This window comes from Frigidibacter sp. ROC022, from assembly GCF_024723735.1.
GTDB lineage: Bacteria > Pseudomonadota > Alphaproteobacteria > Rhodobacterales > Rhodobacteraceae > SLM-1.
This window is the reverse complement of record NZ_JANQDU010000003.1, coordinates 426397-451725: the sequence shown is the minus strand read 5'-3', so window position 1 is coordinate 451725 and position 25329 is coordinate 426397. Positions and strand designations below refer to the sequence as shown.

17 protein-coding genes and 1 tRNA gene are annotated in these 25329 nt (G+C 66.2%); 6 read left to right on the top strand and 12 right to left on the bottom strand.

The genetic code is table 11. The features are described from left to right. Positions 1 to 34: 34 nt before the first annotated feature. The 6 genes from NUW50_RS13970 to NUW50_RS13945 all read right to left on the bottom strand — a co-directional run bounded on the left by NUW50_RS13970 (position 35) and on the right by NUW50_RS13945 (position 8052). Positions 35 to 2041 carry an ABC transporter ATP-binding protein gene (locus NUW50_RS13970; RefSeq protein WP_258289749.1) on the bottom strand — a complete coding sequence of 669 codons (2007 nt, stop codon included), beginning with the start codon at positions 2039 to 2041 and terminating at the stop codon, positions 35 to 37. 2 nt (positions 2042 to 2043) lie between these two features. Next, a complete protein-coding gene (gene ddpC / locus NUW50_RS13965) occupies positions 2044 to 2967 on the bottom strand; it encodes a D,D-dipeptide ABC transporter permease (RefSeq protein WP_258289748.1) in 924 nt (307 codons plus the stop codon). A gap of 2 nt (positions 2968 to 2969) precedes the next feature. Next, positions 2970 to 3986, bottom strand: a complete 1017-nt coding sequence (locus tag NUW50_RS13960) for an ABC transporter permease (protein ID WP_258289747.1) — start codon at positions 3984 to 3986, stop codon at positions 2970 to 2972. Positions 3987 to 4071: 85 nt separating this feature from the next. Continuing rightward, on the bottom strand, positions 4072 to 5640 hold the full coding sequence (locus tag NUW50_RS13955) for an ABC transporter substrate-binding protein (protein ID WP_258289746.1): 1569 nt from the start codon (positions 5638 to 5640) through the stop codon (positions 4072 to 4074). A 352-nt stretch (positions 5641 to 5992) separates the two neighbouring features. Next, on the bottom strand, positions 5993 to 7639 hold the full coding sequence (locus NUW50_RS13950) for a pilus assembly protein TadG-related protein (protein WP_258289745.1): 1647 nt from the start codon (positions 7637 to 7639) through the stop codon (positions 5993 to 5995). Positions 7640 to 7671: 32 nt separating this feature from the next. Then, the gene (locus NUW50_RS13945; RefSeq protein ID WP_258289744.1) at positions 7672 to 8052 is read right to left on the bottom strand and encodes a hypothetical protein; all 381 of its coding nucleotides are present in this window, start codon (positions 8050 to 8052) and stop codon (positions 7672 to 7674) included. A gap of 410 nt (positions 8053 to 8462) precedes the next feature. Between NUW50_RS13945 and NUW50_RS13940 the strand changes: the two genes are divergently transcribed. From NUW50_RS13940 to NUW50_RS13930, 3 genes are read left to right on the top strand one after another with little or no spacing between them, the layout of a single operon-like run. Further along, positions 8463 to 11828 carry a transglutaminase family protein gene (locus NUW50_RS13940; RefSeq protein WP_258289743.1) on the top strand — a complete coding sequence of 1122 codons (3366 nt, stop codon included), beginning with the start codon at positions 8463 to 8465 and terminating at the stop codon, positions 11826 to 11828. A 1-nt stretch (position 11829) separates the two neighbouring features. Further along, positions 11830 to 14223: a circularly permuted type 2 ATP-grasp protein gene (locus NUW50_RS13935; RefSeq protein ID WP_258289742.1), complete on the top strand. Its 2394-nt coding sequence runs from the start codon at positions 11830 to 11832 to the stop codon at positions 14221 to 14223. Position 14224: 1 nt separating this feature from the next. Continuing rightward, complete coding sequence (locus NUW50_RS13930; protein ID WP_258289741.1) at positions 14225 to 15118, top strand: transglutaminase family protein; 894 nt, start codon at positions 14225 to 14227, stop codon at positions 15116 to 15118. Here the strand turns inward: NUW50_RS13930 and NUW50_RS13925 are convergent. The 6 genes from NUW50_RS13925 to NUW50_RS13900 all read right to left on the bottom strand — a co-directional run bounded on the left by NUW50_RS13925 (position 15115) and on the right by NUW50_RS13900 (position 22401). Further along, complete coding sequence (locus NUW50_RS13925; protein ID WP_258289740.1) at positions 15115 to 15825, bottom strand: FadR/GntR family transcriptional regulator; 711 nt, start codon at positions 15823 to 15825, stop codon at positions 15115 to 15117. The two genes, NUW50_RS13930 and NUW50_RS13925, sit on opposite strands and share 4 nt — an antisense overlap. Positions 15826 to 15921: 96 nt before the next feature. Then, complete coding sequence (locus NUW50_RS13920; RefSeq protein WP_258289739.1) at positions 15922 to 17835, bottom strand: acyl-CoA synthetase; 1914 nt, start codon at positions 17833 to 17835, stop codon at positions 15922 to 15924. A 107-nt stretch (positions 17836 to 17942) separates the two neighbouring features. Further along, positions 17943 to 19736, bottom strand: a complete 1794-nt coding sequence (locus NUW50_RS13915; protein WP_258289738.1) for an ABC transporter transmembrane domain-containing protein — start codon at positions 19734 to 19736, stop codon at positions 17943 to 17945. Between the two features lie 130 nt (positions 19737 to 19866). Next, positions 19867 to 19940, bottom strand: a tRNA-Gly gene (locus NUW50_RS13910). Positions 19941 to 20236: 296 nt separating this feature from the next. Next, positions 20237 to 20878 carry a PEBP family protein gene (locus tag NUW50_RS13905; RefSeq protein ID WP_258289737.1) on the bottom strand — a complete coding sequence of 214 codons (642 nt, stop codon included), beginning with the start codon at positions 20876 to 20878 and terminating at the stop codon, positions 20237 to 20239. Between the two features lie 245 nt (positions 20879 to 21123). After that, a complete protein-coding gene (locus NUW50_RS13900) occupies positions 21124 to 22401 on the bottom strand; it encodes a metal-dependent hydrolase family protein (RefSeq protein WP_258289736.1) in 1278 nt (425 codons plus the stop codon). Between the two features lie 161 nt (positions 22402 to 22562). On the opposite strand from NUW50_RS13900, the gene NUW50_RS13895 reads away from it, so the two are divergent. The 3 genes from NUW50_RS13895 to NUW50_RS13885 are packed head-to-tail and all read left to right on the top strand — an operon-like array spanning position 22563 to position 25318. Then, positions 22563 to 23969, top strand: a complete 1407-nt coding sequence (locus NUW50_RS13895; protein WP_258289735.1) for a substrate-binding domain-containing protein — start codon at positions 22563 to 22565, stop codon at positions 23967 to 23969. Further along, positions 23962 to 24504, top strand: a complete 543-nt coding sequence (locus NUW50_RS13890; RefSeq protein WP_258289734.1) for a helix-turn-helix domain-containing protein — start codon at positions 23962 to 23964, stop codon at positions 24502 to 24504. Before NUW50_RS13895 ends, NUW50_RS13890 begins: the two co-directional genes overlap by 8 nt. Continuing rightward, positions 24497 to 25318 (top strand): alpha/beta hydrolase, encoded by an 822-nt coding sequence (locus NUW50_RS13885; RefSeq protein ID WP_258289733.1) that lies wholly within the window; start codon positions 24497 to 24499, stop codon positions 25316 to 25318. The genes NUW50_RS13890 and NUW50_RS13885 overlap by 8 nt, the downstream gene beginning before the upstream one ends. The last annotated feature ends 11 nt before the right edge of the window (positions 25319 to 25329 follow it).

The following is a 25329-nucleotide window of genomic DNA, read 5'->3' as shown; positions in this document are numbered from 1 at the left end:
CGGCCGGAGTGTTCGACGCGACGTTCCGGCGCGCCTAGCCCTGTGCAAGATGGCAGCGGACCAGGCGGTCGGCGCCCGCCCCGGCCGGCGCCAGGACCTGCCGTTTCTCGCAGCCCCCGGTTCGCGCCGGGCAGCGGTCGGCAAAGAAGCAGCCCTTGGGCAGGCTAAGGTTGCTCGGCAATTCGGTGAACCCGGCGGCGGCCCCGGTCCGGGCGTCGCCGTCCAGCCGGGGGACCGAGGCGATCAGGCTTCGGGTGTAGTAATGCACCGGGTCGTCCAGAACCTCGGCCGCGGTCCCGAGCTCGACGATTTCGCCCAGATACATGACCGCGACACGGTCCGCGATGTGCCGGATGACCGAGACATTGTGTGAGACGAACAAATAGGTCAGCCCCAGATTGCGCTGCAACTCCATCAGAAGGTTGAGGATCTGGGCCTGCACCGAGACGTCGAGCGCCGAGGTCGGTTCGTCCAGCACCAGCAGATCCGGCGACAGGGCAAGGGCGCGGGCGATCGCGATCCGCTGGCGTTGCCCGCCCGAGAATTCATGGGCGTAGCGGTCGAGCTGATCGGCGCGGATTCCGACCGTTTCGGCCAGTTCTCCGGCCCGGGCCTTCAGCCATGACCTGGGATGCCGCTCGCGCACCGCCAACGGTTCGCTGATCAGCGACCAGACCGGCATCCTGGGATCGAGCGAGGATTGCGGATCCTGAAACACGATCTGGAAGCGCTGACGCAGCTGGCGCTCTGCCGAGGCCTCGACCGCGCTCAAGTCCTGGCCGTCGAACTGGACCTTGCCGGAACTGGGCTTGCGCAGCGCCATCGCGACCTGGGCCAGCGTGCTCTTGCCGCAGCCGGATTCCCCGACGATGCCGATGGTCTCGCCGCGCCGGATGTCGAGTGTGACATCGGTCATCGCATGGACCTGCCCGCGCGGCTTGCCCAGCCAGTTGGTGCCGACATCGAAGCGCACCGACACCTGGTCCAGCCGCATCAGCGTCTCGCCCGTCTGGCGCCGGGTCTCCGGCTCTGCCGTATCGGCCTGCGCCGCATCGGCTGTGCCCTCGGGCAGCCAGCAGGCGACCTTGTGCTCCGGGTGGTCGGGGCCCGGCTCCAGCGGCGGTTGTTTCAGGCATTTGTCAAAGGCATGTGCGCAGCGCGGACGAAAGCGGCAGCCCCCCGGCGGCGCAATCAGGTTGGGCACGGTTCCCGGGATCGAGGCCAGCGGGTGCAACGGCTCGGCGAACTCGGGCAGAGAGCGCAGGAGCGCCCGCGTATAGGGGTGGCGCGGCGCCTTCAGAACGTCGCGGGTCGAGCCCTCCTCGACCATCTTGCCCGCATACATGACATAGACCCGGTCACAGAGCTGCGCGACGACCGCCAGGTCATGGGTGATGAACAGGACCGAGACGCCCCGCTCGCTGGCCCTGGTCCGCAGCAGCGCAAGCACCTGCGCCTGCACGGTGACATCCAGCGCCGTCGTCGGCTCGTCGGCAATCAGCACCCGCGGGTTGCACGAGAACGCCATGGCAAGCAGCACCCGCTGCCGCATCCCGCCGCTGAGCTCGAACGGGTAGTTCCGCATGATGCGCTCGGCGTCGGACACCTGCATTTCGCGCAGCAGCTCGACCGCGCGGGCCGTCGCCTGCTCCTGGCTGACGGATTCGTGGCGGCGGATCACCTGGACGATCTGCCGCCCGACGCGGATCGTCGGGTTCAGCGCGTTCATCGGTTCCTGAAAGACCATCGAAGCCTGATGGCCGCGGAAGTCGCCCATCTCCGCCTCGCTGGAGGCCAGGATATCGCGGCCAAGCACCGATATCCGGCCCGAGGGAACCTCGACCCCCTGCGGCGGCAACAGACGGATCGTCGACATCGCCAGCACCGACTTGCCGCAGCCCGACTCGCCGACAAGGCCGACGATCTCGCCGGGCCGGACTTGCAGCGACACGTCGTCAAGCGCCTGCACGGCGCCGCGGTAGGTCTGGAAGTTGAGACTGAGATGGTCGATATCGACCACCGGAGACGGGTTTTGCTCCATGTTCACCGCGCCCTCAGCTTCGGATCGAGAATATCGCGCAGCCCGTCGCCCAGAAGGTTGAAACCGACCGCCGTCAGAAGGATCGCCAGACCGGGGAAGGTCGCGTACCACCACTGGTCCAGCAGGTAGTCGCGCCCTGCCGAAACCATGGCGCCCCATTCCGCCGTCGGCGGTTGCGCCCCGAGGCCGATGAAGCTGAGCGCCGCCGCGGTCAGGATCGCGCTGCCGATGTCCAGCGTGCTCTGAACGATGATCGGCGCCATGGCATTGGGCACGACATGGCGCCGGACGATCTGCATTCTCGTCGCGCCGAAGGTGACGGCCGCCTTGACATAGGGCCGCTCGCGCAGCGACAGCGCCTGGCCTCGCGCCAGCCTCACGTAGAAGGGAATACGCACCACCGCGATGGCCAGCATGGCGTTGATCAGGTCAGGGCCGAGCGCGGCGGCCAGCGCCATAGCCATGACGAAGGACGGAAACGACAGAAGCACGTCCATGAAGCGCATGATGATGCTGTCGGTCCGCCCGCCGACCAGGCCCGAGAACGCGCCGGTCACGGTGCCGATCAGCATCGAGATTCCGACGATGGCGAAGCCGATGCTCACACTGACCCGAGACCCCCAGATGATCCGCGAAAACAGGTCGCGACCGATCTGGTCGGTGCCCATCCAGTGTTTCAGGCTGGGCGGGGCGAGCCTGCTGGTCAGGTCGATCCTATTGGGATCGTAGGGGGCGATCCAGGGTGCGGCGGCCATGGTGAACAGCACCAGGGTGATCAGCGACAGGCCGACGATCGTCAGCGGACTGCTGCGCAGCTGGTGAAGGACATAGGCCCAGTCGACCAGCCCGCCGCCGGCCGCTTCGGTCTCGGGGTCGGGCGTGCCGTCGGCCACGGTTGCCTGATGCGGATTTGCGTCTGGTGCCATGCTCAGCCCACTTCCCTGATCTGCGGATCGAGGACCATGTAGATCAGGTCGACAAAGAGATTGATCAGCACATAGGCGGTCGAGGCGACCACCGTGAAAGCCATGATCGCCGGAAAATCCAGCGACGAGATCGACTGCACCACATAGGCCCCCATTCCGGGCCAGGCAAAGACCGTCTCGGTCAGCACCGCGCCGTAGAGAAGATCGCCGAAGGCCAGCCCGATCATGGTGATCGACGGTATCAGCGCGTTGCGCAGGGCATGTCCATAGATGATCTGGCGGCGGGACAGGCCGCTGGCGCGCGCGGTCCGGACGTAGTCCTCGCTCATGACCTCGAGCATGGCCGAGCGGATCTGCCGGGTCACGACGCCCAGATGCAGGAACCCCAGGGTCAGGCCGGGCAGGATCAGATGCTGAACCGCGCTCTTGAATGCGGGCCAGTTGCCGGTCAGCGCCGCATCAATGGTGTAGAAACCGGTAATGGTCGTGGGCGGCCCGATCACCCCGTCGATGCGCCCGGATCCGGGCAGGATGCCGAGTTGGCCGTAGAAGACCAGGATCATCAGCAGCCCCAGCCAGAACGCCGGGGTGGAGATGCCGACCACCGAGATGCTTCGGCTGAGGTGGTCGATCAGCCGATCCTTCGACACCGCCGATATGACCCCCAGGGGCACGCCGACGATGATCGCGAACAGCATGGCGGCCAGCGCCAGTTCGATCGTCGCCGGGAAGAATTTCTTGATGTCCGAGATGACCGGCCGCTGGGTCCGGATCGAGGTCCCGAAATCGCCCCGCGCGATCTGGCCGACATAGATCGCATATTGCACCGCGACCGGTTTGTTCAGTCCGAGGTTCTCGCGCATCTTCTCGACGATCTCGTCCGACGCGCGTTCGCCGGCCATCATCCGCGCCGGATCGCCCGGGATCATGTGCGATATGGCGAAGGTGACCAGCGTCACCCCGAAAACGACAAGGATCAGCAGCAGCAACCTGCGTCGGATGATATTGGCCAGAGACATTCGGTAATCCGGTTCGGGAGAGGGCAAAGCGAGTCCCGGCGGGCGCTACGGCCCGCCGGGTTTCACCGTCCATGGTGGCTGCTCGTTACTTCGACATGCTTTCGAAATTGAACATCTGCAGCAGCATCGGGTTGTAGACGAAGCCCTTCACGTTATCGCGCATCGCGAATGTGTAGTTCTTCTGGAACAGAAGGATATAGGGCGCATCTTCCATGATCAGCTTCTGCGCGTCGAGATAGAGCGCTTCCCGCTTGCTCTGGTCGGTGAGGTTGACCGAGGTGCGGATCATCTCGTCGACGGCGGGGTTGGTGTAGAAGGCCCGGTTGCCCGCCAGCCCATGCAGCCGCGAGTCGAACCAGTAGTTCATGAACATCGACGGATCGCCATAGTCCGGCGTCCAGTTGCCGGGCGCGATGTCGAAATCGCCGGTGTTCAGCTTCTCGCGCATCGTCGGATAGGCGTGCTCGCGCAGGACCAGTTCGACACCGATATCCGCCAGATACTGCTGCAGCACCAGCCCGATGGAATCCCAGTTCGGGTCGGACTTGGCATAGACGAAGGTCAGCGACAGATCCTTGACCCCGGCCTCTTCCAGCATCGCCCGCGCCTTGTCGGGATCGTAGTTGTACTGCTTTGCATTGTCGTCATGGGCCCACATGCCGACCGGGACCGGCCCCTGCATCTGGATGCCACGGCCCAGAAGGATGCCGTCGATGATCCCCTGGTAGTCCACCGCATAGGACAGCGCCTGGCGCACCTTCGGGTTGTCGAGCGGCGGATGCGTGTTGTTGAGATAGAGATAGGTGACATAGAAGCTCGGCTCGTCGACGACGGTCACGCCTTCCGTGCCCTTGAGCGTGTCGAGCTGGTCGATCGGCAGTTCCTCGACGATGTCGATGTCGCCGTTCTCAAGCTGCAGACGCCGGGCCGTGGCTTCCTTGATCACCTTCACGACGATCTTCGACAGCGCCGGCTTCGGCCCCGAGTAATGCGGGTTGGGAACCAAGACGAACTGCTGATCCTTCTCCCAGCTTTCCAGCCGGTAGGGTCCGCTGCCGAGCGTATGTTCGGCAAGATAGGCCTGCCCCAGATCGCCGTCCTTCTCGTGCTCGGCGAAGCTCGGGTTGACGATGCTCGCGCCGTTGGTGGCCAGCGCCGAGAGGAAGGGCCCGAAAGGCTCCTTGAGGGTGAAGACGACGGTTTCGGCGTCGGGTGCCTGGATTTCGGCGACCGGCCCGATCGTCTCGGACGGGCCCTTGCCGACCGCCAGAAGCCGATCGAAACTGGCTTTCACCGCCGCCGCATCCACCGGGGTGCCGTCATCGAACATGTGGCCCGGAGCCAGCTTGAAGGTCCAGGTCAGCCCGTCCTCGCTGGTCGTCCAGGAGGCGGCCAGGCTGGGCTCGACCTCGGTCAGCCCGCGACCGTCCTCGACCTTGAACTGGACCAGCCGCTCGTAGGCCGGATAGGTGATCGTCCAGCTGTTGTTGGTCATCGTGACCGCCGGGTCGAGGTTGTCCGCATCCGCGGATTTGCCGACCACCAGCGTGTCTTGGGGTGTCTCGGCCTGCACCGCCTGCGTCAGCATGGGCGCTACCGCCCAGACCGACAGGGCGATGGTCCCGGCCCGTGTCAGGTTAGCGAAAAAGGTCATGGTCCCTCCTGTTGAAGACATTGGCAGCGGCAATCATCCGCTCTCGAACGATTTCGGGGGCAAGCGGACATCGGACCGCAACCACCGGGCCCGGCAAACGGAACCCGATCCCACCCCCAGGATTTTCCTTGTGGAGACAACAGTATCCAAAACCCATGCCATGAAAAGGCCAATCTGCAACAATATTTGCAAAAAGCCACGGCCCCACCGGCACGCACAACCAAGGCGCGAAACTCGTTCCGTATTGTGCGACAGACCCGTTCGATGCAGAGGCCAACACCCCGGAGAACGTGGCCCCATGACGCAGGATCGCGGAACACGGCGGGGGTCGCAATTCCGGCCTTCGCCGCCCCTACTGCACCAGCGCCGAACTGCAGCCGTAGCCGTGGAAGATCAGGTCGGCGGGGGCGACGCGCAGGCCGAGCAGGTCCAGAAGGGCCTGCGCGGCGCCGTCAATCAGCGGGAAATCGGCAATGGTGCTGCCCAGGGTCGAGACCAGCGAATTCAATTGCCCCAGCAAAACGGCAAGCAGCGGGCTCAGCAACCCGCCCAGGCCGCTGCGCTGCGCCTCGACATCGGTCTTGGTGTCGGTCAGAAGCTGCGACAGCGCGGTGGCCACGGCGGACAGCGTGATCTGGTTGTCGATCGGGACCGGCACCCCGACCTGATCAAGCCGCAGATCGATGAACTGCTCGCTGCCGGCTATCGGGATCGTCGCGTGTTGCGCATGCGTCTCGCCGCCGACCGCCGACAGCAGTGCCGTGTGCAGATAGAGCGTCGCCGGGTCGATCTCGACCCGGAACCGGGCCAGGATATCCTCGGGGCTGGAGGCATCGCAATTCAGCGACAGAAGCTCGGCCGTCGCCGCGGCGGTCTGGAACTCGAGCTCGATCTCGGCCAGTCCGGCCAATGACGCCGAAGCGTCCAGCCGGATCTGGGCGACTTCGGCAATCAGCGGATCGGTCCCGTTGACCAGGCCAAAGACCGTCACCCCCGGATCGATCAGATCCAGTTCCAGCGCCGGGTCCGCCAGCGGCGCAGCGTTCAACCCGGCGCCGACATTCAGCAGGTGATGGGTGTTCTTGCCCGACAGGTTGGCCGCCGCCAGAAGCAGATCAAAGACCGAGACCCGCAGGTCGGGCAGGCTGCGCTCGACATAGAGAGATGTCACCTGCGGCGAGATCGACAGGATATCGCCCAGCCGCATCGTGCCGAAGGGGGTTGTGCCGACAGCGCCCAACGGAAGGAAACCGAAATGCGCCAGCCCGCCAAGCAGCTGATGATAGCTCAGCTGCGCATCCAGAAGCTCCGAGAAGGTCAGGACCTCGATCCCGGTTTCGAAATTGACCAGGCCGGCCAGTTCTCTGGCCGACACATAGGTCGTCGCCAGCCCCTCGTAGCTGAGCAGGCTCGCGTTCATCTGGAGTTCATCAGCGAGAATCGCGTCGAGAACCGAGTCGCTGCTGTCGAAACGCAACAGGCTGTTGCGCAGGGTGAAGGCCGCGGTGTCGCGCCTTGTCGCCACCGCGTGCTGCACGACCCAGAGCTGGCGGTCCGACAGGATCGCCGCCAGAAGGATCGGGTGGAACCGCGACCGCACCGTCACATCGACCGCATCCAGCCCGTGATCCGCCGCCTGATCCGCCGCCGGTTGCAGACCCGAGCCGGGAATGAAATTGCCGAACACCACGTCATCGGCGGTCAGCGTCACCGGTCCGTACTGCCCGTTGCGCCAGACGACATTGCCCGCCACCACCCGTGAATCCGCCGAGTCAGGCAGGTGCCGCACAGCGCTCAGGGCCGCGAGATCGGCCTGGGCCTGGACATAGCGACGCTGGGCATTGAGCTTCGAGATGTCCAGCGCCGCCGCGAAGATCAGGATGATGGCCGGCACCAGGAACAGCATCAACACCGACAGCGACCCGGCCTGATCGGCCCCGAACCGCGCCGCCCGTCGGGACGGCCCGGCAATGACGCGGAAGTCGCTGCGGCTGCTCATTGCTGGGTTCTGACTGGCAAGGTCTGTCGCGATCAGAGCTGGATGGTCGAGCTGCGCGTGATCTCTGCCAGATCAAGCCCGAAGAGCGCGCCCAGCGAATGCAGCGAACTGCCGCGCAAGTCGTAGCTGACGGACAGGGTGAAGAAGTCCGTCGCATCGGGCTGGCCGGGACAGGCGGTCATCGGCGCAAACCGATCCAGGTCCACCACCGCCATCTGGGACACCAGCCGCGGCATGACGTCCTCGCCCAATTGCTCGCAGAGATCCGAGGTCTGCCAACCGCCATTGACGAGACCGATGCTGGCCCGGGCCATGCCATGCACCACCTGCTGCACTTCGCTGATCGTCGCGATGTAGTAGCTGAGCACGAACATCGCCACGCCGATGAAGATCAGCGTCGGCGCCCAGATCACGAATTCGACGGTCGCCGTGGCCGACTCGTCCCGGCCAAAGCGGCCCAGACGTCCCAGACACCATCCATCACCGGGACCGACATGGTTTACGCGCCGACTTTCGCAAGATGAGAAGCCGAAACTCGGGAAATCAGAAGCTTGTACTGTACTGGTCTTGCGCGACGCAATGGCCGCAAAAGGCATGTTATTCATAGGGTCGCTCGCTTAAATGACGACCCCCCCTGACCTCCGCTCTACCGTAAGGAGAGCAGCATCGCAAGACTGTTCTTCGAGATTGCAACATGCTCTGCGGCTGCTTCGTCGGCGGCCATTTCCGCCACGGCAGCCCGCGAAACGGCGAATAAGCTGGCCGAAAGGCCCCGCATTTGCAAAGCTGTACTGCAATGCAAAACATCGGAAGCTGAGCCTCCATGGCGATCACCGCGGCGATCCATCACATGACGTCCTACAGCTATGACCGTCCGGTCACGCTGTCACCGCAAATCATCCGGCTCAGGCCCGCGCCGCACAGCCGGACGCGGATCATCTCGCATTCGCTGAAGGTCTCGCCGGCGGAACATTTCGTCAACCACCAGCAGGACCCCTATGGCAACTGGCTGGCCCGCTTCGTCTTCCCCGAGCCGGTGCGCGAGTTCAGGATCGAGGTCGATCTGGTCGCGGACATGACGGTCTACAACCCGTTCGACTTCTTCGTGGACGACAGCGCCGAGGCCTTCCCTTTCGACTATCCCGAAGAGCTGCGCGACGACCTGTCGATCTACCGCAAACCCGAGCCGGCAACGCCGCGGCTGGCCGAATTCGTCGCACAAATCCCGCGTCAGGCCGACAACACGGTCAATTTCCTCGTCGATCTGAACGCCCGGGTGGCGCAGGCCGTCGGCTATGTGATCCGCATGGAGCCCGGCGTCCAGACCCCCGAGGAAACGCTGATCGCCGGAACGGGAAGCTGCCGGGATTCCTCATGGCTGCTGGTCCAGGTGCTGCGGCACCTGGGCTTTGCGGCGCGTTTCGTCTCGGGCTACCTGATCCAGCTGAAGCCCGATCTGGAAGCGCTCGACGGGCCTTCGGGCACGGATCACGATTTCACCGACCTGCATGCCTGGGTCGAGGTCTACCTGACCGGCGCCGGCTGGATCGGCTTTGACCCAACGTCGGGGCTGCTGGCCGGCGAAAGCCATATCCCGCTGGCCGCGACGCCGCATTACCGCAATGCCGCGCCGATCGTCGGAATGGCTTCCTATGCCGAGGTGAACTTCGGCTTCGACATGACGGTGACCCGCACCGCCGAACATCCCCGGATCACCAAGCCGTTCTCCGAGGAAAGCTGGGCCGCGCTCGACCGGCTGGGCCACAAGGTCGATGAGGTGCTGCGCGCCAACGACGTGCGGCTGACCATGGGCGGCGAGCCGACCTTTGTCTCGGTCGATGACTTCGAGAGCGACGAGTGGAACTCCGCCGCCGTGGGTCCGATGAAGCGCGGACTGGCCGACAAGCTGATCCGGCGGCTGCGCGACCGCTTCGCGCCGGGCGGTTTCCTGCACTATGGCCAGGGCAAGTGGTATCCGGGCGAGACCCTGCCGCGCTGGACCTTCTCGCTCTACTGGCGCCGCGACCTGAAACCGATCTGGAAGGACGCCGGGCTGATCGCCGAGGAAGGCGCCGCGACCGGAGCCACCGCCGAAGATGCCGGCAAGCTACTGACCGGAATGGCCGAAAAGCTGGGAATCGAACCCGACTACGTGGTGCCCGCCTTCGAGGACCCCGCCGAATGGGTGCTGAAGGAAGGCAACCTGCCCGAGAACGTGACCCCGGAAAACTCCAGGCTGAAAGACCCCGAAGAGCGCAACCGCATCGCCCGGGTCTTTGCCCGCGGGTTGACCGAGCCTTCGGGCCATGTGCTGCCGATCCAGCGCTGGCAATCCCGGGCGGCGGGGCATGGCTGGCGCAGCGAGAAATGGAAGCTGCGGCGCGGCCATGTCTTTCTGGTACCCGGCGACAGCCCGGTCGGCTACCGGATCCCGCTGGGCGCACTGCCGCATGTTCCTGCCTCGCAGTTCCCCTACACCTATATCGTCGATCCGACCGTGCCGCGCGGCACCCTGCCCGATTTCGACAGCTTCCGGGCCGCCGCGCCGGAGGCGTCCGAGCCGGAAACGCCGGAGGTCTCGGCCGACCGCCAGCAGCCGGTCTCTGCCCCTGCCGCGACCGGCCCGACCCAGGACGTGATCGAGCAGGAACTCGGCCCGGTCGGCGGCGCGGTGCGCACCGCGATGACCGTGGAACCCCGCGACGGAAGGCTCTGCGTCTTCATGCCGCCGGTCGAGGCTCTGGAGGACTATCTGGAACTGGTCGCGGCGGCCGAGGCCACGGCGGCGGAAATGGGCCTTCCGATCCATATCGAAGGCTATGCCCCGCCGCATGACCCCAGGATAAACGTCATCCGCGTCGCGCCGGACCCGGGCGTGATCGAGGTGAACATCCACCCGGCGGACAGCTGGGAGGACTGCGTGGCGACCACGATGGCGGTCTACGAAGAGGCCCGCGCCTGCCGGCTCGGCGCCGACAAGTTCATGATCGACGGCCGCCACACCGGCACCGGCGGCGGCAATCACGTGGTGGTCGGCGGCGCGACGCCGAACGACTCGCCCTTCCTGCGCCGCCCCGACGTTCTGGCCAGCCTGATCCTGCACTGGCAGCGGCATCCCTCGCTGTCCTACCTGTTCTCGGGCCTCTTCATCGGCCCGACCTCGCAGGCCCCGAGGATCGACGAGGCCCGGCACGACACGCTCTACGAGCTGGAAATCGCGCTCGGCCAGATTCCCGATCCCGCCTCGGGCGGCTCTGCCCCACCCTGGCTGGTGGACCGGTTGCTGCGCAATATCCTGATCGACGTGACCGGCAACACCCACCGGGCCGAGATCTGCATCGACAAGCTCTACTCCCCGGACGGCCCCACCGGCCGGCTGGGTCTGGTCGAGTTCCGCGGCTTCGAGATGCCGCCGGACCCGAAGATGAACCTGGCCCAGCAGGTGCTGATCCGGGCCCTGATCGCGCGGTTCTGGCAGGCCCCGCTGAGCGGCAAGCTGACCCGCTGGGGTACCACGCTGCACGACCGTTTCATGCTGCGCGAATTCGTCTGGGCCGATTTCCTCGACGTGCTGGCCGATCTCAAGGCGCATGGCTTCGAACTGCGCCCGGACTGGTTCGAGGCCCAGGCCGAGTTCCGCTTTCCGTTCTGTGGCGAGGTCGAATACGAAGGCACCAGGCTGGAGTTGCGGCAGGCGCTGGAACCCTGGCATGTGCTGGGCGAAAAGGGCGCGATCGGCGGCACGGTACGCTATACCGACAGCTCGGTCGAACGTCTCCAGGTCAAGCTGACCACCACCGACCCCGAGCGCTACATCGTGACCTGCAACCGGCGCAGGGTGCCGCTGACCCCGGGACTGGCGGCCGGAACCGCGGTCGGCGGGGTGCGGTTCAAGGCCTGGCAACCGGCCGAGGCACTGCACCCGGTGCTGCCGGTCGATGCGCCGCTGACCTTCGACATCTACGACAGCTGGACCGGCCGGGCACTCGGCGGCTGCACCTATCACGTCGCGCATCCGGGCGGACGCAATTACGAGACCTTCCCGGTCAACGGCAACGAGGCCGAAGCGCGGCGACTTGCCCGGTTCGAAAAGACCGGCCATACCGCCGGCAGCTACCCAATGCCCGACGACCGGCCGCATCCCGAGTTTCCGATGACGCTCGATCTCAGGCGCCCCGACGGATTGTGACATGGCCTCTGCGCTGCCCGACTCCAGCCGCGACCTGCTGCGCGACTATCACCCGCACCCGGGGGTCGCGGATGAACTGCTGACCGGTAGTGGCGAGCTGCGCCCGGTCTGGTCACGGCTGATCAGCTTTCTGTCGCGGCTCTCGGATGACGAGGTGCTGCACCGCTTTGCCCATGGCGACCAGTATCTGCGCGACGCCGGGGTGTTCTTCCGGCAGAACGGCGGCGGCATCTCGACCGAAAGGGACTGGCCGCTGAGCCATGTTCCGGTGCTGATCGCCGAGTCCGAATGGGACAGCCTGAAGGCCGGGATCGTCCAGCGCGCCGAATTGCTGGAACAGGTGATGGCCGATCTCTACGGGCCGGGACGGCTGGTCTCGGACGGGCTGCTGCCGCCGCAGCTGATCGCCAGAAACCCGGAATGGCTGCGGCCGCTGGTCGGTGTCACCCCGCGCGGCGGGCATTTCCTGCACATGCTGGCCTTCGAGGTCGGACGCTCACCCGACGGCTCGTGGTTCGTCCTCGGGGACCGGACCCAGGCCCCGTCCGGGGCCGGCTTCGCGCTAGAGAACCGGGTGGCGACCAGCCGCGTATTCTCGGATTTCTTCGCCCATGCCAACGTGCAGCGGCTGGCCGGCTTCTTCCGCGGCTTTCGCGACGCGATGAACGGGATGACCGGCGGCAGCGACGGACGGGTCGCGATCCTGACCCCCGGCAGCCATACCGACACCTATTATGAGCACGCCTATATCGCCCGCTATCTCGGCTTCCTGCTGCTCGAATGCGAGGATCTCAAGGTCGATCATGGCCAGCTGATGGTCCGCACCATTTCCGGACCGCGACCGATCTCGGTGCTCTGGCGCCGGCTCGACGCCGCCTTCGCCGATCCGCTGGAGCTCGACGCCCGCTCGCAACTCGGGACGCCGGGAATGGTCGGGGCGATCCGGGCCGGGACGCTGACCATGGCCAATGCGCTCGGTTCGGGCGTGCTGGAGACCCGCGCCCTTCTGGCCTTTCTGCCGGCGATCGCCCGCAAGCTGCTGGGCGGGCCGCTGCTGCTGCCCAATATCGCCACCTGGTGGTGCGGCCAGCCCACGGAACTGGCCCATGTCAAGGCACAGACCGCGCAGATGATGGTCGGCCCGGCGCTCTCGACCTCGCTGCCCTTCGAGATCGACGACACCACCGCGCTCGGTGGCGCTTTCCGCGGCGAGGCGCGAAGCTCGGTCGAGGCCTGGTTGGACGAGGAGGCACCCAACCTGGTCGGCCAGCAGGCGGTGACGTTATCGACCACCCCGGCCTGGGAAGATGGTCGCCTGGTGCCGCGCCCGATGACGGTGCGGGTGTTCGCCGCCCGCACCCCGCAGGGCTGGACGGTGATGCCGGGGGGCTATGCGCGGATCGGCCGGACCGAGGACGCGACCGCGCTGGCGATGCGCAACGGCGGCTCCGTCGCCGATGTCTGGATCGTCTCGGATCACGCCGTGGCCACCGACAGCCTGGCCCATCCGGCGCCGGGGGCCTATGTCCGCCGCTCGCAGGGCACCCTGCCCTCGCGCGCCGCCGACAACCTGTTCTGGCTCGGCCGCTACATGGAGCGCGGCGAAGGCCTGATGCGGCAGATGCGCTGCTATCACCTCAGGATGGCCGAGACCGGGCTCGAATCGACCCCGCTGCTCGACCATCTGGGCGAGCATCTGACCAGGAGCGGCGCCGATCTGGAGCATCCGATCCCGCCGCAGATCAACGAACAGGTCGAGGCCGCCGTCGGCTGCGCCGGCAAGGTCCGCGACCGGTTCTCGATCGACGGCTGGCTGGCATTGCGCGATCTGGCCAAGACGGTGCGCTGGATGGAAGGTTCGGTGCAGCCCGGCGACGACGCGGCGCGGGCGATGTCGGTGCTGCTGCGCAAGACGGCAGGCTTCACCGGGCTGGTGCACGAGAACATGTATCGCTTCTTCGGCTGGCGCTTCCTGTCGATCGGCCGGGCGCTGGAACGGGCCGACCGGATGTGCGTTACCTTGGCCGGGCTGGCCGCCCCCGACGCGCCCGAGGGCAGTCTCGACGTGGCGGTCGAGATCGGCGACTCGGTGATGACCCACAAGCGCCGCTTCTCGGTCGAGACCAACCGCAACACGGTGATCGATCTGCTGGCCCTGGACAGCCTGAACCCCCGTTCGGTGCTGTTCCAGCTTTCCGAAGTGAAGGATCAGATCGCCATGCTGCCCAATTCGGTGATACAGGGAGAGATGTCGCCCCTGTCGCGGCAGGTGCTTCAACTGCATACCGATCTGGCGGTGCTGACCCCCGATCAGGTGACGCCCCGGCGGCTTCTGCGGATGCGGGTCCGGCTGGCCGAGCTTTCCGACGGCCTCACCGCGGCCTATCTGACCTGAGATGGCACAGCTCTACGATATCGCGCTGGAATTCGGCTACCGCTACGAGCAGCCCGCCTCGATGGGCCGGCATGTGCTGCGCCTGCTGCCGCTGAACCTCGAGAACCAGCAGCAGCTTGTGGCGGGTGAAGTCTCGATCGACCCGCGCCCCGACGACCGCCGCGACGGAGTCGATTTCTTCGGCAATGCCCGGACCGAGATCGCCTATGACCGGCCGATCAGCGGCGTCACCTTCCGGCTTCAGGCCCGGGTCCAGCGCACCGCCACCGCACCGCAGTTCGACCTGTCCCCGGCTCTGGAACGGCTGGGCGAAGATCTGGCCCTGGCCCGCAACCTGGCGCCGGGATCGCCGCATCACTTCACCGGGAACTCCGACCGGGTGCAGACCAACCCGGCGATGACCGCCTATGCGCGCGAGGCGCTGAGCCGGGCCGGCACGGGCCCTCTCACGGCCTTTCAGGCGGTGCAGGCGGTGGGCCGGGCGCTGCATCGGGACATGACCTTCGATCCCAAGGCCACCGATGTGGACACCGACGCCGACGAGGCGTTCAAGGCCCGGCGCGGGGTCTGCCAGGACTTCAGCCACATCATGATCGCCTGCCTACGCGGGATCGGGGTGCCCGCGGGCTATGTCTCGGGCTTCCTGCGCACCATCCCGCCGCCGGGGACCGAGCGGCTGGAAGGGGCCGACGCCATGCATGCCTGGGTGCAGGCCTGGTGCGGAACCGAAATGGGATGGGTGCAGTTCGATCCGACCAACGATCTGCTGGTCGCCTCGGACCATGTCGTCACCGCCCTGGGCCGCGACTATGCCGATGTCGCGCCGATCCGCGGCCAGCTGCGCGCCTCGGGCAGCCAGAAGACCAGCCAGAAGGTCGACGTGATCCCGCTCTAGGTTCCGGACCCCGCCTCGGCGGCGCGCTGCTCCAGATAGGTGACGCCGGATTCCAGATGGACCTTCATCCGGTACTGATAGGCCAGCCGGTCCCGCGCCTGCAAAGCGTCCAGCACATCGACATGCTCGCGGAAGGTGCTGGTCTCGAAGGTCCGCCGGGTCTTGCCGTTCTTCATGATCCTCAGCGTCACCGGCTTCATGATCTGGTAGACATCCAGGATCGCCTTGTTGCCGAGGACGGCAAGCAGCCTCGTGTGAAAGCGGAAGTCGCATTCCGAGGCCGCATCGACGTCCCCCGCCTCCTGCATCTGCGCATTGATTGCCCGCAGCTCGGCCAGGTCATCATCGGTGATCTTTTCCAGCAGGGTCTCGACCGAGCCGACCTCGAGCAGGCGGCGGAAGTTCTGGATGTCCCAGAAGGTCTCGTCCGACAGTTCCATCAGGTTGAAGCTGAACTGTTCGAAGGCCTGGCTCATCCGGTTGTCGATGATCGTGGCGCCGACCTTGGGCCGGACATCGACGATGCCATAGGCCTTGAGAATGCGCATCGCCTCGCGCACCGTGTTGCGGCTGGTGGCGAAACGTTCGCAAAGCTCGCGTTCTGTCGGCAGGCTGTCCCCGACTCCCAGACCCTCGTCCGCGATCAGGGCGCGGATCCGCGCCACGGTGGTATCGACAGCCGAGCCGCCTGCCCCATCTTCCGGCATCATCCCTCCGATCCGCCCGGGGCTTCACCCGGGCGTTGCAGCGGGCAATCTAGGCGCTTGACGCATGCCTGTCCAATGCCGCGCGCCCGGCCGGGCTCAGTCATCCGCGGGACGCGCCGCATCATCCCATTCCCAGGGCCTCGTGAAGACCCCCAGGACCGGCGCCACATCCTCGTCCGAAACCTCTCCGGTCCGCACCAGGCGTGCCACCAGCCCGCGCTTCTTGTCCTCGTAGACCGACCCGATCTCCGCGCCGACCTTGGCCTCGGCCAGGGCCGCGCCATAGACCCGGGCGATCGCCAGCTTGCGCAGGTCGTTCTTCAACACCTTGCCGACCGCGGTCTTGGGAAGTTCGGGCAGAACCTCGATGTATTTCGGCTGCGCGGCGCGTTCCGGCACCCTTGCCTTGGCAAAGGCCAGAAGCTCGTCGGTCGTGGCCGTCCCGCCGTTCACCAGTTCGACATAGGCGCAGGGCAGCTCTCCGGAATGGGCATCGGGCTGGCCGATGGCGCCGGCAAAGGCCACCGCCTCATGCGCCATCAGCGCGTCCTCGATCATCGCCGGGTCGATGTTGTGCCCGCCACGGATGATCAGGTCCTTGGCGCGGCCGGTGATCCACAGATAACCATCGGGATCGAGCCGGCCCAGATCGCCGGTGCGCAGCCATTTGCCGTCGGCGAACAGGTCGCTGTTCTTGTCGGATTCGCTGTAGGTCCGCCCCACGAACACGCCGGGGGTCGAGACGCAGATCTCTCCGACTTCATCCACCGGGCATTCCCGGATGATGTTGCCCTCGGCATCGCAATGGAGGATGCGCACGTCGCAATAGGGCAAGGGCAACCCGACCGAGCCGGTCTTCTTCGGCCCGTCGACCGGGTTGCAGGACACCAGGCAGGTCGCCTCGGTCAGCCCGTAGCCCTCGGCGATCTGCACGCCCGTGGCCTTCTCGAAGCGCTGGTAGAGTTCGACCGGCAGCGGCGCCGAGCCGGAAATCGCCATCCGCATGGTCGAGACATCGGCATCGACCGGGCGCTGCATCAATGCCGAGATCGCCGTGGGCACGGTGATCATGAAGGTCACCCCCCAGCGTTCGACCAGCTTCCAGAAATTGTCGAATACCCCGTCGCCGCGATAGCCCTGCGGGGTCGGCAGGACGACATGCGCGCCCGAGACGATGGCCGACATCAGCACCGGATAGGCGGCGAAGACATGGAACAGCGGCAGCGGACACAACAGCACGTCGGTGTGCCGGAACAGCAGCGTCGCCCCCAGCCAGCCGTTGAACACCATCCCCGAATACTGGTGCTGTGCCACCTTGGGCATGCCGGTCGTGCCGCCGGTGTGGAAATAGGCGCAGACCCGGTCGCCGGCGCTGTCTTCGAAGGCCAGGGTCGGCGGCTGCTTGCGCATCTCGGTAGCGAAGTCCAGAACCTTGGCCCGGTGATGGACCGCATGTTTGGGCCGCAGGAACGGCACGATCCAGCTCTTCGGTGGCTTCAGATAGCGGTTCAGATCGACCTCCAGGACGGTCTCGACCTCGGGCGCGTTCAACAGCGCCTGCGCCGCCTTGTGCGCCACGTCCGATTTGGGAAAGGCCTTGAGCGTGACCAGCACCTTGGCGCCGGTCTCGCGCAGGATCGCGGCGATCTGGTTGGCCTCCAGCAGCGGATTGATCGGGTTGACGATCCCGGCAATGGCCCCGCCCAGCAGCGTCGTCGCGGTCTCGGTGCAGTTCGGCAGCAGGAAGGCCACCACATCGCCTTCACCGATGCCGAGACTGCGGAACATGTTGGCGGCCTGGCAGCTCCGGGCATAGAGATCGGCCCAGGTCAGCGTCTCGGCGGCATCCTTCGGCCCCGACTCCAGCTGGAAACTCAACGCGTTGCGGCTGCCATGCCGGGCCGCCGTCTGGGCCATCAGCGCATGCAGCGTCTCGGCGACCGGCCGATCCTGCCAGGGCATCTCGTTGTTGATTGCTTCGACATCTGCGGTACTGGCAAACCGGCTCATATCCGTCCTCCCCACGGCCCGTCACCGGGTCTTCCGGCGAGAGGATGCGAGGAAAGGCAGGAACGGGCAAGGGGGCTGCCGCCGACACGTCGCGTCATTCGCCGCCGTCAGGCCGCCGCACCATCGGTGAACTGAAGCCGCGCCAGCCGCGCATAGAGCCCGCCCTCGGCAACCAGCGAATCATGCGTGCCCTCGGCGACGATCCGGCCCTTTTCGAAGACCAGGATGCGGTCGGCCTTCTTCACCGTCGCCAGCCGGTGCGCCACGATCAGGGTACTGCGGCCCCTGGCCATGCGGTCCACCGCCAGTTGCACCGCACGTTCGCTTTCGGCGTCCAGCGCGCTGGTCGCCTCGTCCAGCAGCAGCACCGGCGCGTCGCGCAGGATCGCGCGGGCAATGGCGATGCGCTGTTTCTGCCCGCCAGAGAGCATCACCCCACGCTCGCCGACCATGGTCTGGTAGCCATCGGCCAGTTCCGACAGGAACTCATGCGCCGCCGCCGCGCGGGCCGCCTCTTCCACCTCGGCCTGGCTGGCGTCGGGACGGCCGAAGCGGATGTTCTCGGCGGCGGTGCTGGCGAAGATCACCGGGTCCTGCGGCACCAGGGCCATGGCCTGACGGAAATCGGCCCGGGCCATGTCGCGCAGATCCACCCCGTCCAGCCGGACCCGTCCGGCCTGCGGATCGTAGAACCGCTGCAGCAGCTGGATCACCGTGGTCTTGCCGGCGCCCGATGGGCCGACCAGCGCCACCGTCTCGCCCGGGGCGACCCGGAAGCTGACCCCGTCGAGCGAATTCTGCTCCGGCCGGGTCGGGTAGTGGAAGGCGACATCCTCGAAGACGATCTCGCCCCGCACCGGGCGCGGCAGCACCACGGGCGTGGCCGGATCGCGCACGGTGTCCTCGGCGTTCAGCAGCTCCACCAGCCGCTCGGTCGCCCCGGCGGCGCGCTGCAACTCGCCCCAGATTTCGCTGAGCGCCCCGATCGAGCCGGCGACCATGATCGCGTAGATCACGAATTGCACCAGCAGGCCGACGCTCATCGCCCCGGCCCGCACGTCGCGGGCGCCGATCCACAGCACGCCGACCACGCCCGAGAAGATGACCGCGATCACGACCACCGTCATCAATGCCCGGGTGGCGATCCGGGTTCGGGCGATGCGGAAACTCTGCTCGCTGACATCGTCGAAGGTCTCGCGGCTCAATGCCTCATGGGTGAAGGCCTGCACGGTCTGGACGCTGGACAGCGTCTCGGATGCATTGCCCGAACTGGCGGCGATCCAGTCCTGGTTCTCCCGGCTCAGCTTGCGCAGCCGCCGCCCCAGCACCACGATCGCCACCACCACCGCCGGCACGATCAGCAGCACCAGCCCCGAGAGCTTTGCCGAGGTGAAGATCATCAGCGCCAGCCCGCCGATCAGGGTCAGCATCTGGCGCAGCGCGATCGAGGCCGAAGAGCCGATGACCGACAGGATCAGCGTCGTGTCGGTGGTGATCCGGCTCAGCACCTCGCCGGTCATGATCCGCTCGTAGAACGCGGGCGACAGCCCGACGACCCGGGCAAACACCGCCTTGCGGATGTCGGTGACGACCCGCTCGCCCAGCCTCGTGACAAGGTAGTAGCGAAGCCCGGTGCCCAGAGCCAGCGCCAGCGCCACGCCGAGCGCCGCGACGAAATAGCTGTCGAGCAGCACCAGTTCCTCGGCCTGGAAGGCATCGACGACCTGGCGCACCGCCAGCGGCAGGATCAGCGAGATCGCGGCGGTGAAGACCAGCGCCACCAGCGCCAGAACCAGCATGCCGCGATAGGGGGCAACGAAGGGCCAGAGCCCGGCCAGGGCGCCCACACGTTTCGACTTGGCACGCTCTTCGCTGCCGGCATTCACATCGCGTGCGCTCATCGAAACCGTCCCGTCCGCTGTCGGCCCCGGTTTATGCGCCCCCCGCCGGGCCCGCAACCGGCCTGTGACGAATTGCTGCACGACCCGGATCGGGCAGCGGAAACAAGTGCGTGATGAGGGGCAAGTCGGCTGGAGCGGGCGGCGGGAATCGAACCCGCGTCATCAGCTTGGAAGGCTGAGGTCTTACCATTACACAACGCCCGCAGACCTTGGCAGGGTAGTATTTCACTTCACAAATGGGGTCAAGGCACGAGCGGGCGGATGCAGGCACGGAATTGCCCGCCCGGCCTCCGGCAGCAGCGGACGGTCGGCGCGCGCATAGGCGGTCCTGTCAGATTGCGCCGAGGGAAATGGTCCCTTCCCGATCCGACGCCAGGATTGGCCCCGAAACGGCATTCGTGGGGGAAAGCATGCAGATGCCACGCCGGGCGAAACGCGCTGCGAATGCGCGTTCCGGGTCATGGCCAAGCGTCCGTTGGGTTCGGGTCCGCGGGGAGAGGTCACTCGACCATCAGGCGGCAGAGCACCGTATTGCTCTGTTCGAGGTCGGGGCCCCAGATCAGCCTGGCATCCTCGGCCCAGGCAATCTCATCATAACCGGCCTTGGGGCCGACCTCCGCCTCGGTGTAGACGTCGGCCTGCGGCCAGGAAGCGGCGTCGAACGCCGCCGTGTCCCAGCCCTCCGGTTCTTCCGAGACGTCGAAGGCGCAGGCCCCTTCCCCCGCCACCGGATTGCGCTGGTCCTCGCAGGACTTGTCCAGCGGGGCGGTATGGATCGTGAGGCATTGCCAGTCGGCATTGCTGACGACAATCGGCTCGCCGGCTGCATTCCTGATCTGCAGGATCACGCCGCCGTCGCCCATCTGCTGCCGGCCCGTGCCGATGTATTCGAGCCCGGTATCGTTCTCCTTGAAGTCCTTCGCGACGAGGCCAAGGACGAAGGGCCGCTCGGCCTCGAAGACAAAGCTCTCGGCATTGAAGGACCGCTCCGTGGTGATCGGCACGCTGTCCTCGCCAACGGTTTCGCCATCGACCCGCAACTCGAACCAGTTGTCCGCCCAGACATCGGCCGAGAAGGTCTCGGCGTACGCGCCGGTGGAAGAAAGGGCCACGATGGACATGGCCAGGAAATGCGTCTTCATGTCAGCTCCGATGTTTGCCAGGACGTCGAATGCCATACGCGGCTGCGGACGCGTTCCGTCGGTCTGATCGTCCGGCAGGAAGGAAGTCCCGCAACAATCGGCTATCGGGTCAGAGTTGCACATGCGCCGCCCGCCCGGCCAGTCGGGCATGTTCCGGCCTCGGTCGCACGAACATCAAAGCGATGATCGGAGGGGGACGGAGCCGCACCCGTCAGGTCCGCGCGCGCCGGGCCAAGCGACCGACCTCAGGCGAGAAGCTCCGACCTCATACCAGGACGCCGCCAGTCCTTGTGAACCAGGCCGTCCTTCATGATGAAGGCGAACTTGTCCGGGCCGACGAGGCAGGCCTGATCTTCCAGCGGGTTTCCGTTGACCAGCAGGACATCGGCCAACGCCCCGTCCTTGATGATCCCCAGCTCGCCCTTGTGACCCATCAGCTCCGCCCCGACCTCGGTGGCGCATTTCAGCGCCTCAGCCGGCGAATAGCCGAAGAACTTCACGAAATGGCCGATGTCGCGCGCGTTCTGCCCCATCGGGGTGATCGTGAACCCGTAATCCCCGCCGACCACCACCCGCATGCCGCGCTTGCGCATCTCGTGATAGGTGGCGCAGGTGTGTTCCAGCTTGCGCGGCAGGCCCATCTTTTCGACGACATCCTTTGTCAATCCGACCGCATCGCCTTCGAAGACCGAATTGTGAACCAGCCCGAAGGCGGGACCGACGATAACCCGGTCCTTGGCCGCCTCGAGCATGTCGAGCGCCTCTTCGTCGGCAAAATCGCAATGGTAGATGCAATCCACCCCTGCCCGAACCGATCGCTTGACCGATTCCGCCGCGCGGGCATGGCAGGCGACCATCTTGCCCCAGTCATGGGCCGCCTTGACGCCGGTGGTCAGTTCGAGTTCCGTCATCGAGATGATCTCGGCCCGGGCATGGCTGACGAACTCGTCGCCGGAGACATTGAATTTCACGTTGTCCACGTTCTCCCGGCAGCAGAGCCGAACCGCGCGCAGGATTTCCGTCGGGCCGTCCGCCAGCCAGCCGAAGCTCTCGGCATTCATGTGCATCTGGCGCTCGTCCCCCAGACCGCCGGTCGTGGTGATCTCGGGGCTCGCCGCGCGGTAGCGGGGGCCTGCCACATACCCGTTCTCGATTTCCGAACGCAGAACCACATCCAGCCGCATCTTGGCCGAGGCAGCGGACCATGCCGAAGTGAAGCCGTGATCCAGGATCAGCGTCGCCGCCCGGCAGGTCTCCAGCATGTGTTCCTCGGGAGGAATCTCGCCGAGGTCCTGATTGCGCGAGGGGCCGCAGAAGGACAGGTGGCAATGGCCTTCGACGAGGCCGGGCATCAGGAACTTGCCCTCGGCGTCGATCACGGTCTCTGCGCGGTCCTCGGGAATCTGGTCCGCACCGCGGGCAACGGTCTTGATGCGGTTGCCTTCGATGTGGACTTCGCCCTTGTAGGATTGGTCATCGATCGCATCCCACACGGTCGCGTTCTTGATCAGGTATGACCCCATTTCCAACTCCTCCCGGTTGTCGATGTCAGCGGTGAAAAAGCCGCAACTGTCGTTGCCGAAAGCCTATTTTGGCTTTGACACCGGGGCCAGCCGCATTGATTGTGACAAGGTCGCCATTTGGAACAATCAGGGACTAACGCTTCCGGGAAGGGATTGCGCGCTTGGGCAGGCATCGTCAGAACGGCGTGGACGGCGCGATTGCCCTGTTGAGCGCATTGGCCGAATGCGGGGAAGACGCGATCGGCACAAAGGAGGCACGGAACATCACGGGCGTGCCGCGCACCAGCCTGCACCGCATCGGCAAGGTCCTGGCCGAGTCCGGGCTGGTCTCGCTGTCGCGCGGCAGGATCGCGACCGGTGACAAGGCCTCTGTCCTGCGCAAGGCCTATGCCAAGCAGGTCTACACCGATTTCCAGCGCCGCAGTACCCGGGATGTCTCGGTCCGGACGGGCTTCCCGAAGGTGATCCCCGGATACTTCCCCGCGTCTCCGGTTCTGTCGCTTGGTCGGGCGAGGCCGACGAACCGGCGCCGCTTCCACATCGGTTTCTCCAACACCTCGCTGGGCAATGACTGGCGCATGGCCCTGGTGCACTCCATCGAGTACGGGGCCGGCGGCCTGGGCGATGCCCTGGATCGGCTGGCGATCCGTCACGCCGACGACAATGCCGAACTGCAGAGCCTTCAGATCAGGTCCCTGGTCGAGGACGGGGCGGACGGGCTTCTGGTCAGCGCCGAAAACTCGCCGCTGATCGCAGCGGAACTGGAAAATGCCGTCCGCCGCGGCGTCCGTGTCGTGCTGGTCGATCGGGCCATCGGCGGGTTTCGCGCCTTTGACAGCTTCGTCAACAGCTCCGACCAGCTCATCGGCCATGTCACCGCGCTCTGGCTGGCCGAGACGCTGCAAGGAAGGGGCCGGGTTCTGCTCCTGCCCGGAAAGCGGGGGGCTGCGCCGGCAATCGCGCGCCTTGCCGCCGCCAAAGAGGTCTTCCGCCGGTTCCCGGATATCTGCATCACCGCCTGCCACTGGACGGACTGGCGGCCGGAAATCGCACGATCCCGTGTCGAGAGCCACCTGCGGACCCGCGAGCGCCCCTTCGACGGTGTCTGGTCCGACAGCGGCTTGCAGGGCGTCGGCTCGCTTCAGGCCTATCTGGCGGCTGGCTATTCCGGAAGGGACATTCCTCCGCACACTGGCGGCGACCTCAATCAGGTGTACAAGCTGGCCCTGCAAAACGACGTCCGGATGGTGGCGGTCGATTATCCGCCGTCGATGGGGTTGGTCGGGATCGAGACATTGTTCAGCGCATTGCGCGGAAGCCCGGTTCCCCGCACCATATCCGTGCGCTCGGATGTCATTGTCACCCGGGGCGATTCCACCCGTTCCGTCAGCTCCACCATGCTGTTCGAAGACCATGTCCGCTGGGATCTTCCCGATCAGCTCATCCTGCAGTCCGGGATCAGCCGCGCCTATGACCCGCATAGTTTCCGGGTGCGCTATCCCGGCAACAGCTACAACAGATCGGCCGCCCAGCTGGCCCGGCAGTCCGGAGCCGGAACGCATGGCTGACGCGACCGGCATCCGTCATCTGGCCCGGATCCTGTTCCTGGTCGCCGAGCATCCGGGCATTCGGCTCGGGGAAATCTGCGCGCGCGGCGGATTGGCGCGCACCGGCACGATCGAGATTCTGGGCAAGCTGGAACGCGCCGGCTTTCTCAGACGGCTGGCCGGCGGCAGGTGCCTGCTCGCCCCCAAGGCCTTCGCCCTGGGCCTGGCGCCGCTGGGCCTGGCCCGGATCGCCGAACGTGCCGAGGCGGTCCTGCTGTGGCTGCGCCAGGAGACCGGCGCGACGGTTTCGCTCAGGGCCGCAACGGAACAGGCCGGCCCCACCGAAATCCTGCGCCTTCCGCCGCAGCACCAGCGCGTGAAGCACCAGATCGAGGCCGAGGTCCAACTGCCCGAAAAGGCCGGCGCCTGCTGGATCACGCTTGGCTGGAGCCGGCAGCCGCGGATCGAAGCGTTTGCATATGCCCGGGGTTGTCTTGAAAGTGCCTGCCGGGCCCTGGGCGACGGGCCTGCTGACACGGAACCGGGAAATGCATGAAGACCACTTCAAGATCCGCGACTATGTCCCGGAATTCGATGAGATTTCGAAAACCTATGCGCGGCTGAGCGCCGCGACCTCTGCGCGCTGGTCGGTGACAAGGAACATCGTCTACGGGTCGGGGGATCGGCAGTCCCTGGATGTGATCCGGGACGGTCGGGCAGCTTCCGGGCGCCCCGTTCACATCTTCATCCATGGCGGCTACTGGCGGGCCGGCCGCAAGGAGGACTATGCCTTTGTCGCGGAACCCGTGATCGCGGCGGGCGGTGTCGCGGTGCTGGTCGAATACGACCTGATGCCCGCCGTGCGTCTGGCCGATCTGGTGGCCCAGTGCCGCGCGGCCTTCGCGTGGGTGGCCGACCATGCCGGGGACTTCGGCGGCGACGCGAAGCGCATCACCGTGTCGGGCCATTCCGCGGGCGGGCATCTGGCAAGCTGGCTGGCCGCCCGGACAACGGCCGAGCCGCCCCTGCCCCGCATTCCCCGGGAAATGCTGCTGCTGTCGGGCATCTATGACCTGGCGCCGATCCCGAGTTCTTTCCTGCAACCGGAAATCGCCCTGACCCCGGAAGAGGTGGCCGATTGGTCACCGATGACCGCCATCCTGCTACCGGGATGCACAAGACTGCTGGCCTTCGGCGCGGACGAGACGCCCCCCTTCCGTGATCAGGCCCGCGCCTATGCGGCCCATCTGGGCGACAGCGGGCGATTGCTGGAGGTCGCGGGATGCAACCACATGAACATTGTTCTGGAACTGGGCAATCCGCAGCACCCTCTCGGCCAGGCGCTGATGCGGATGGTGGCAGCGGAATGAAACGGGGCGCC

Bases quoted from the DNA above. Each gene is read 5' to 3' on its own strand.
- NUW50_RS13970 (WP_258289749.1), bottom strand. From the start codon at position 2,041: ATGGAGCAAAACCCGTCTCCGGTGGTCGATATCGACCATCTCAGTCTC.
- ddpC (WP_258289748.1), bottom strand. From the start codon at position 2,967: ATGGCACCAGACGCAAATCCGCATCAGGCAACCGTGGCCGACGGCACG.
- NUW50_RS13960 (WP_258289747.1), bottom strand. From the start codon at position 3,986: ATGTCTCTGGCCAATATCATCCGACGCAGGTTGCTGCTGCTGATCCTT.
- NUW50_RS13955 (WP_258289746.1), bottom strand. From the start codon at position 5,640: ATGACCTTTTTCGCTAACCTGACACGGGCCGGGACCATCGCCCTGTCG.
- NUW50_RS13950 (WP_258289745.1), bottom strand. From the start codon at position 7,639: ATGAGCAGCCGCAGCGACTTCCGCGTCATTGCCGGGCCGTCCCGACGG.
- NUW50_RS13940 (WP_258289743.1), top strand. From the start codon at position 8,463: ATGGCGATCACCGCGGCGATCCATCACATGACGTCCTACAGCTATGAC.
- NUW50_RS13935 (WP_258289742.1), top strand. From the start codon at position 11,830: ATGGCCTCTGCGCTGCCCGACTCCAGCCGCGACCTGCTGCGCGACTAT.
- NUW50_RS13930 (WP_258289741.1), top strand. From the start codon at position 14,225: ATGGCACAGCTCTACGATATCGCGCTGGAATTCGGCTACCGCTACGAG.
- NUW50_RS13925 (WP_258289740.1), bottom strand. From the start codon at position 15,825: ATGCCGGAAGATGGGGCAGGCGGCTCGGCTGTCGATACCACCGTGGCG.
- NUW50_RS13920 (WP_258289739.1), bottom strand. From the start codon at position 17,835: ATGAGCCGGTTTGCCAGTACCGCAGATGTCGAAGCAATCAACAACGAG.
- NUW50_RS13915 (WP_258289738.1), bottom strand. From the start codon at position 19,736: ATGAGCGCACGCGATGTGAATGCCGGCAGCGAAGAGCGTGCCAAGTCG.
- NUW50_RS13905 (WP_258289737.1), bottom strand. From the start codon at position 20,878: ATGAAGACGCATTTCCTGGCCATGTCCATCGTGGCCCTTTCTTCCACC.
- NUW50_RS13900 (WP_258289736.1), bottom strand. From the start codon at position 22,401: ATGGGGTCATACCTGATCAAGAACGCGACCGTGTGGGATGCGATCGAT.
- NUW50_RS13890 (WP_258289734.1), top strand. From the start codon at position 23,962: ATGGCTGACGCGACCGGCATCCGTCATCTGGCCCGGATCCTGTTCCTG.
- NUW50_RS13885 (WP_258289733.1), top strand. From the start codon at position 24,497: ATGCATGAAGACCACTTCAAGATCCGCGACTATGTCCCGGAATTCGAT.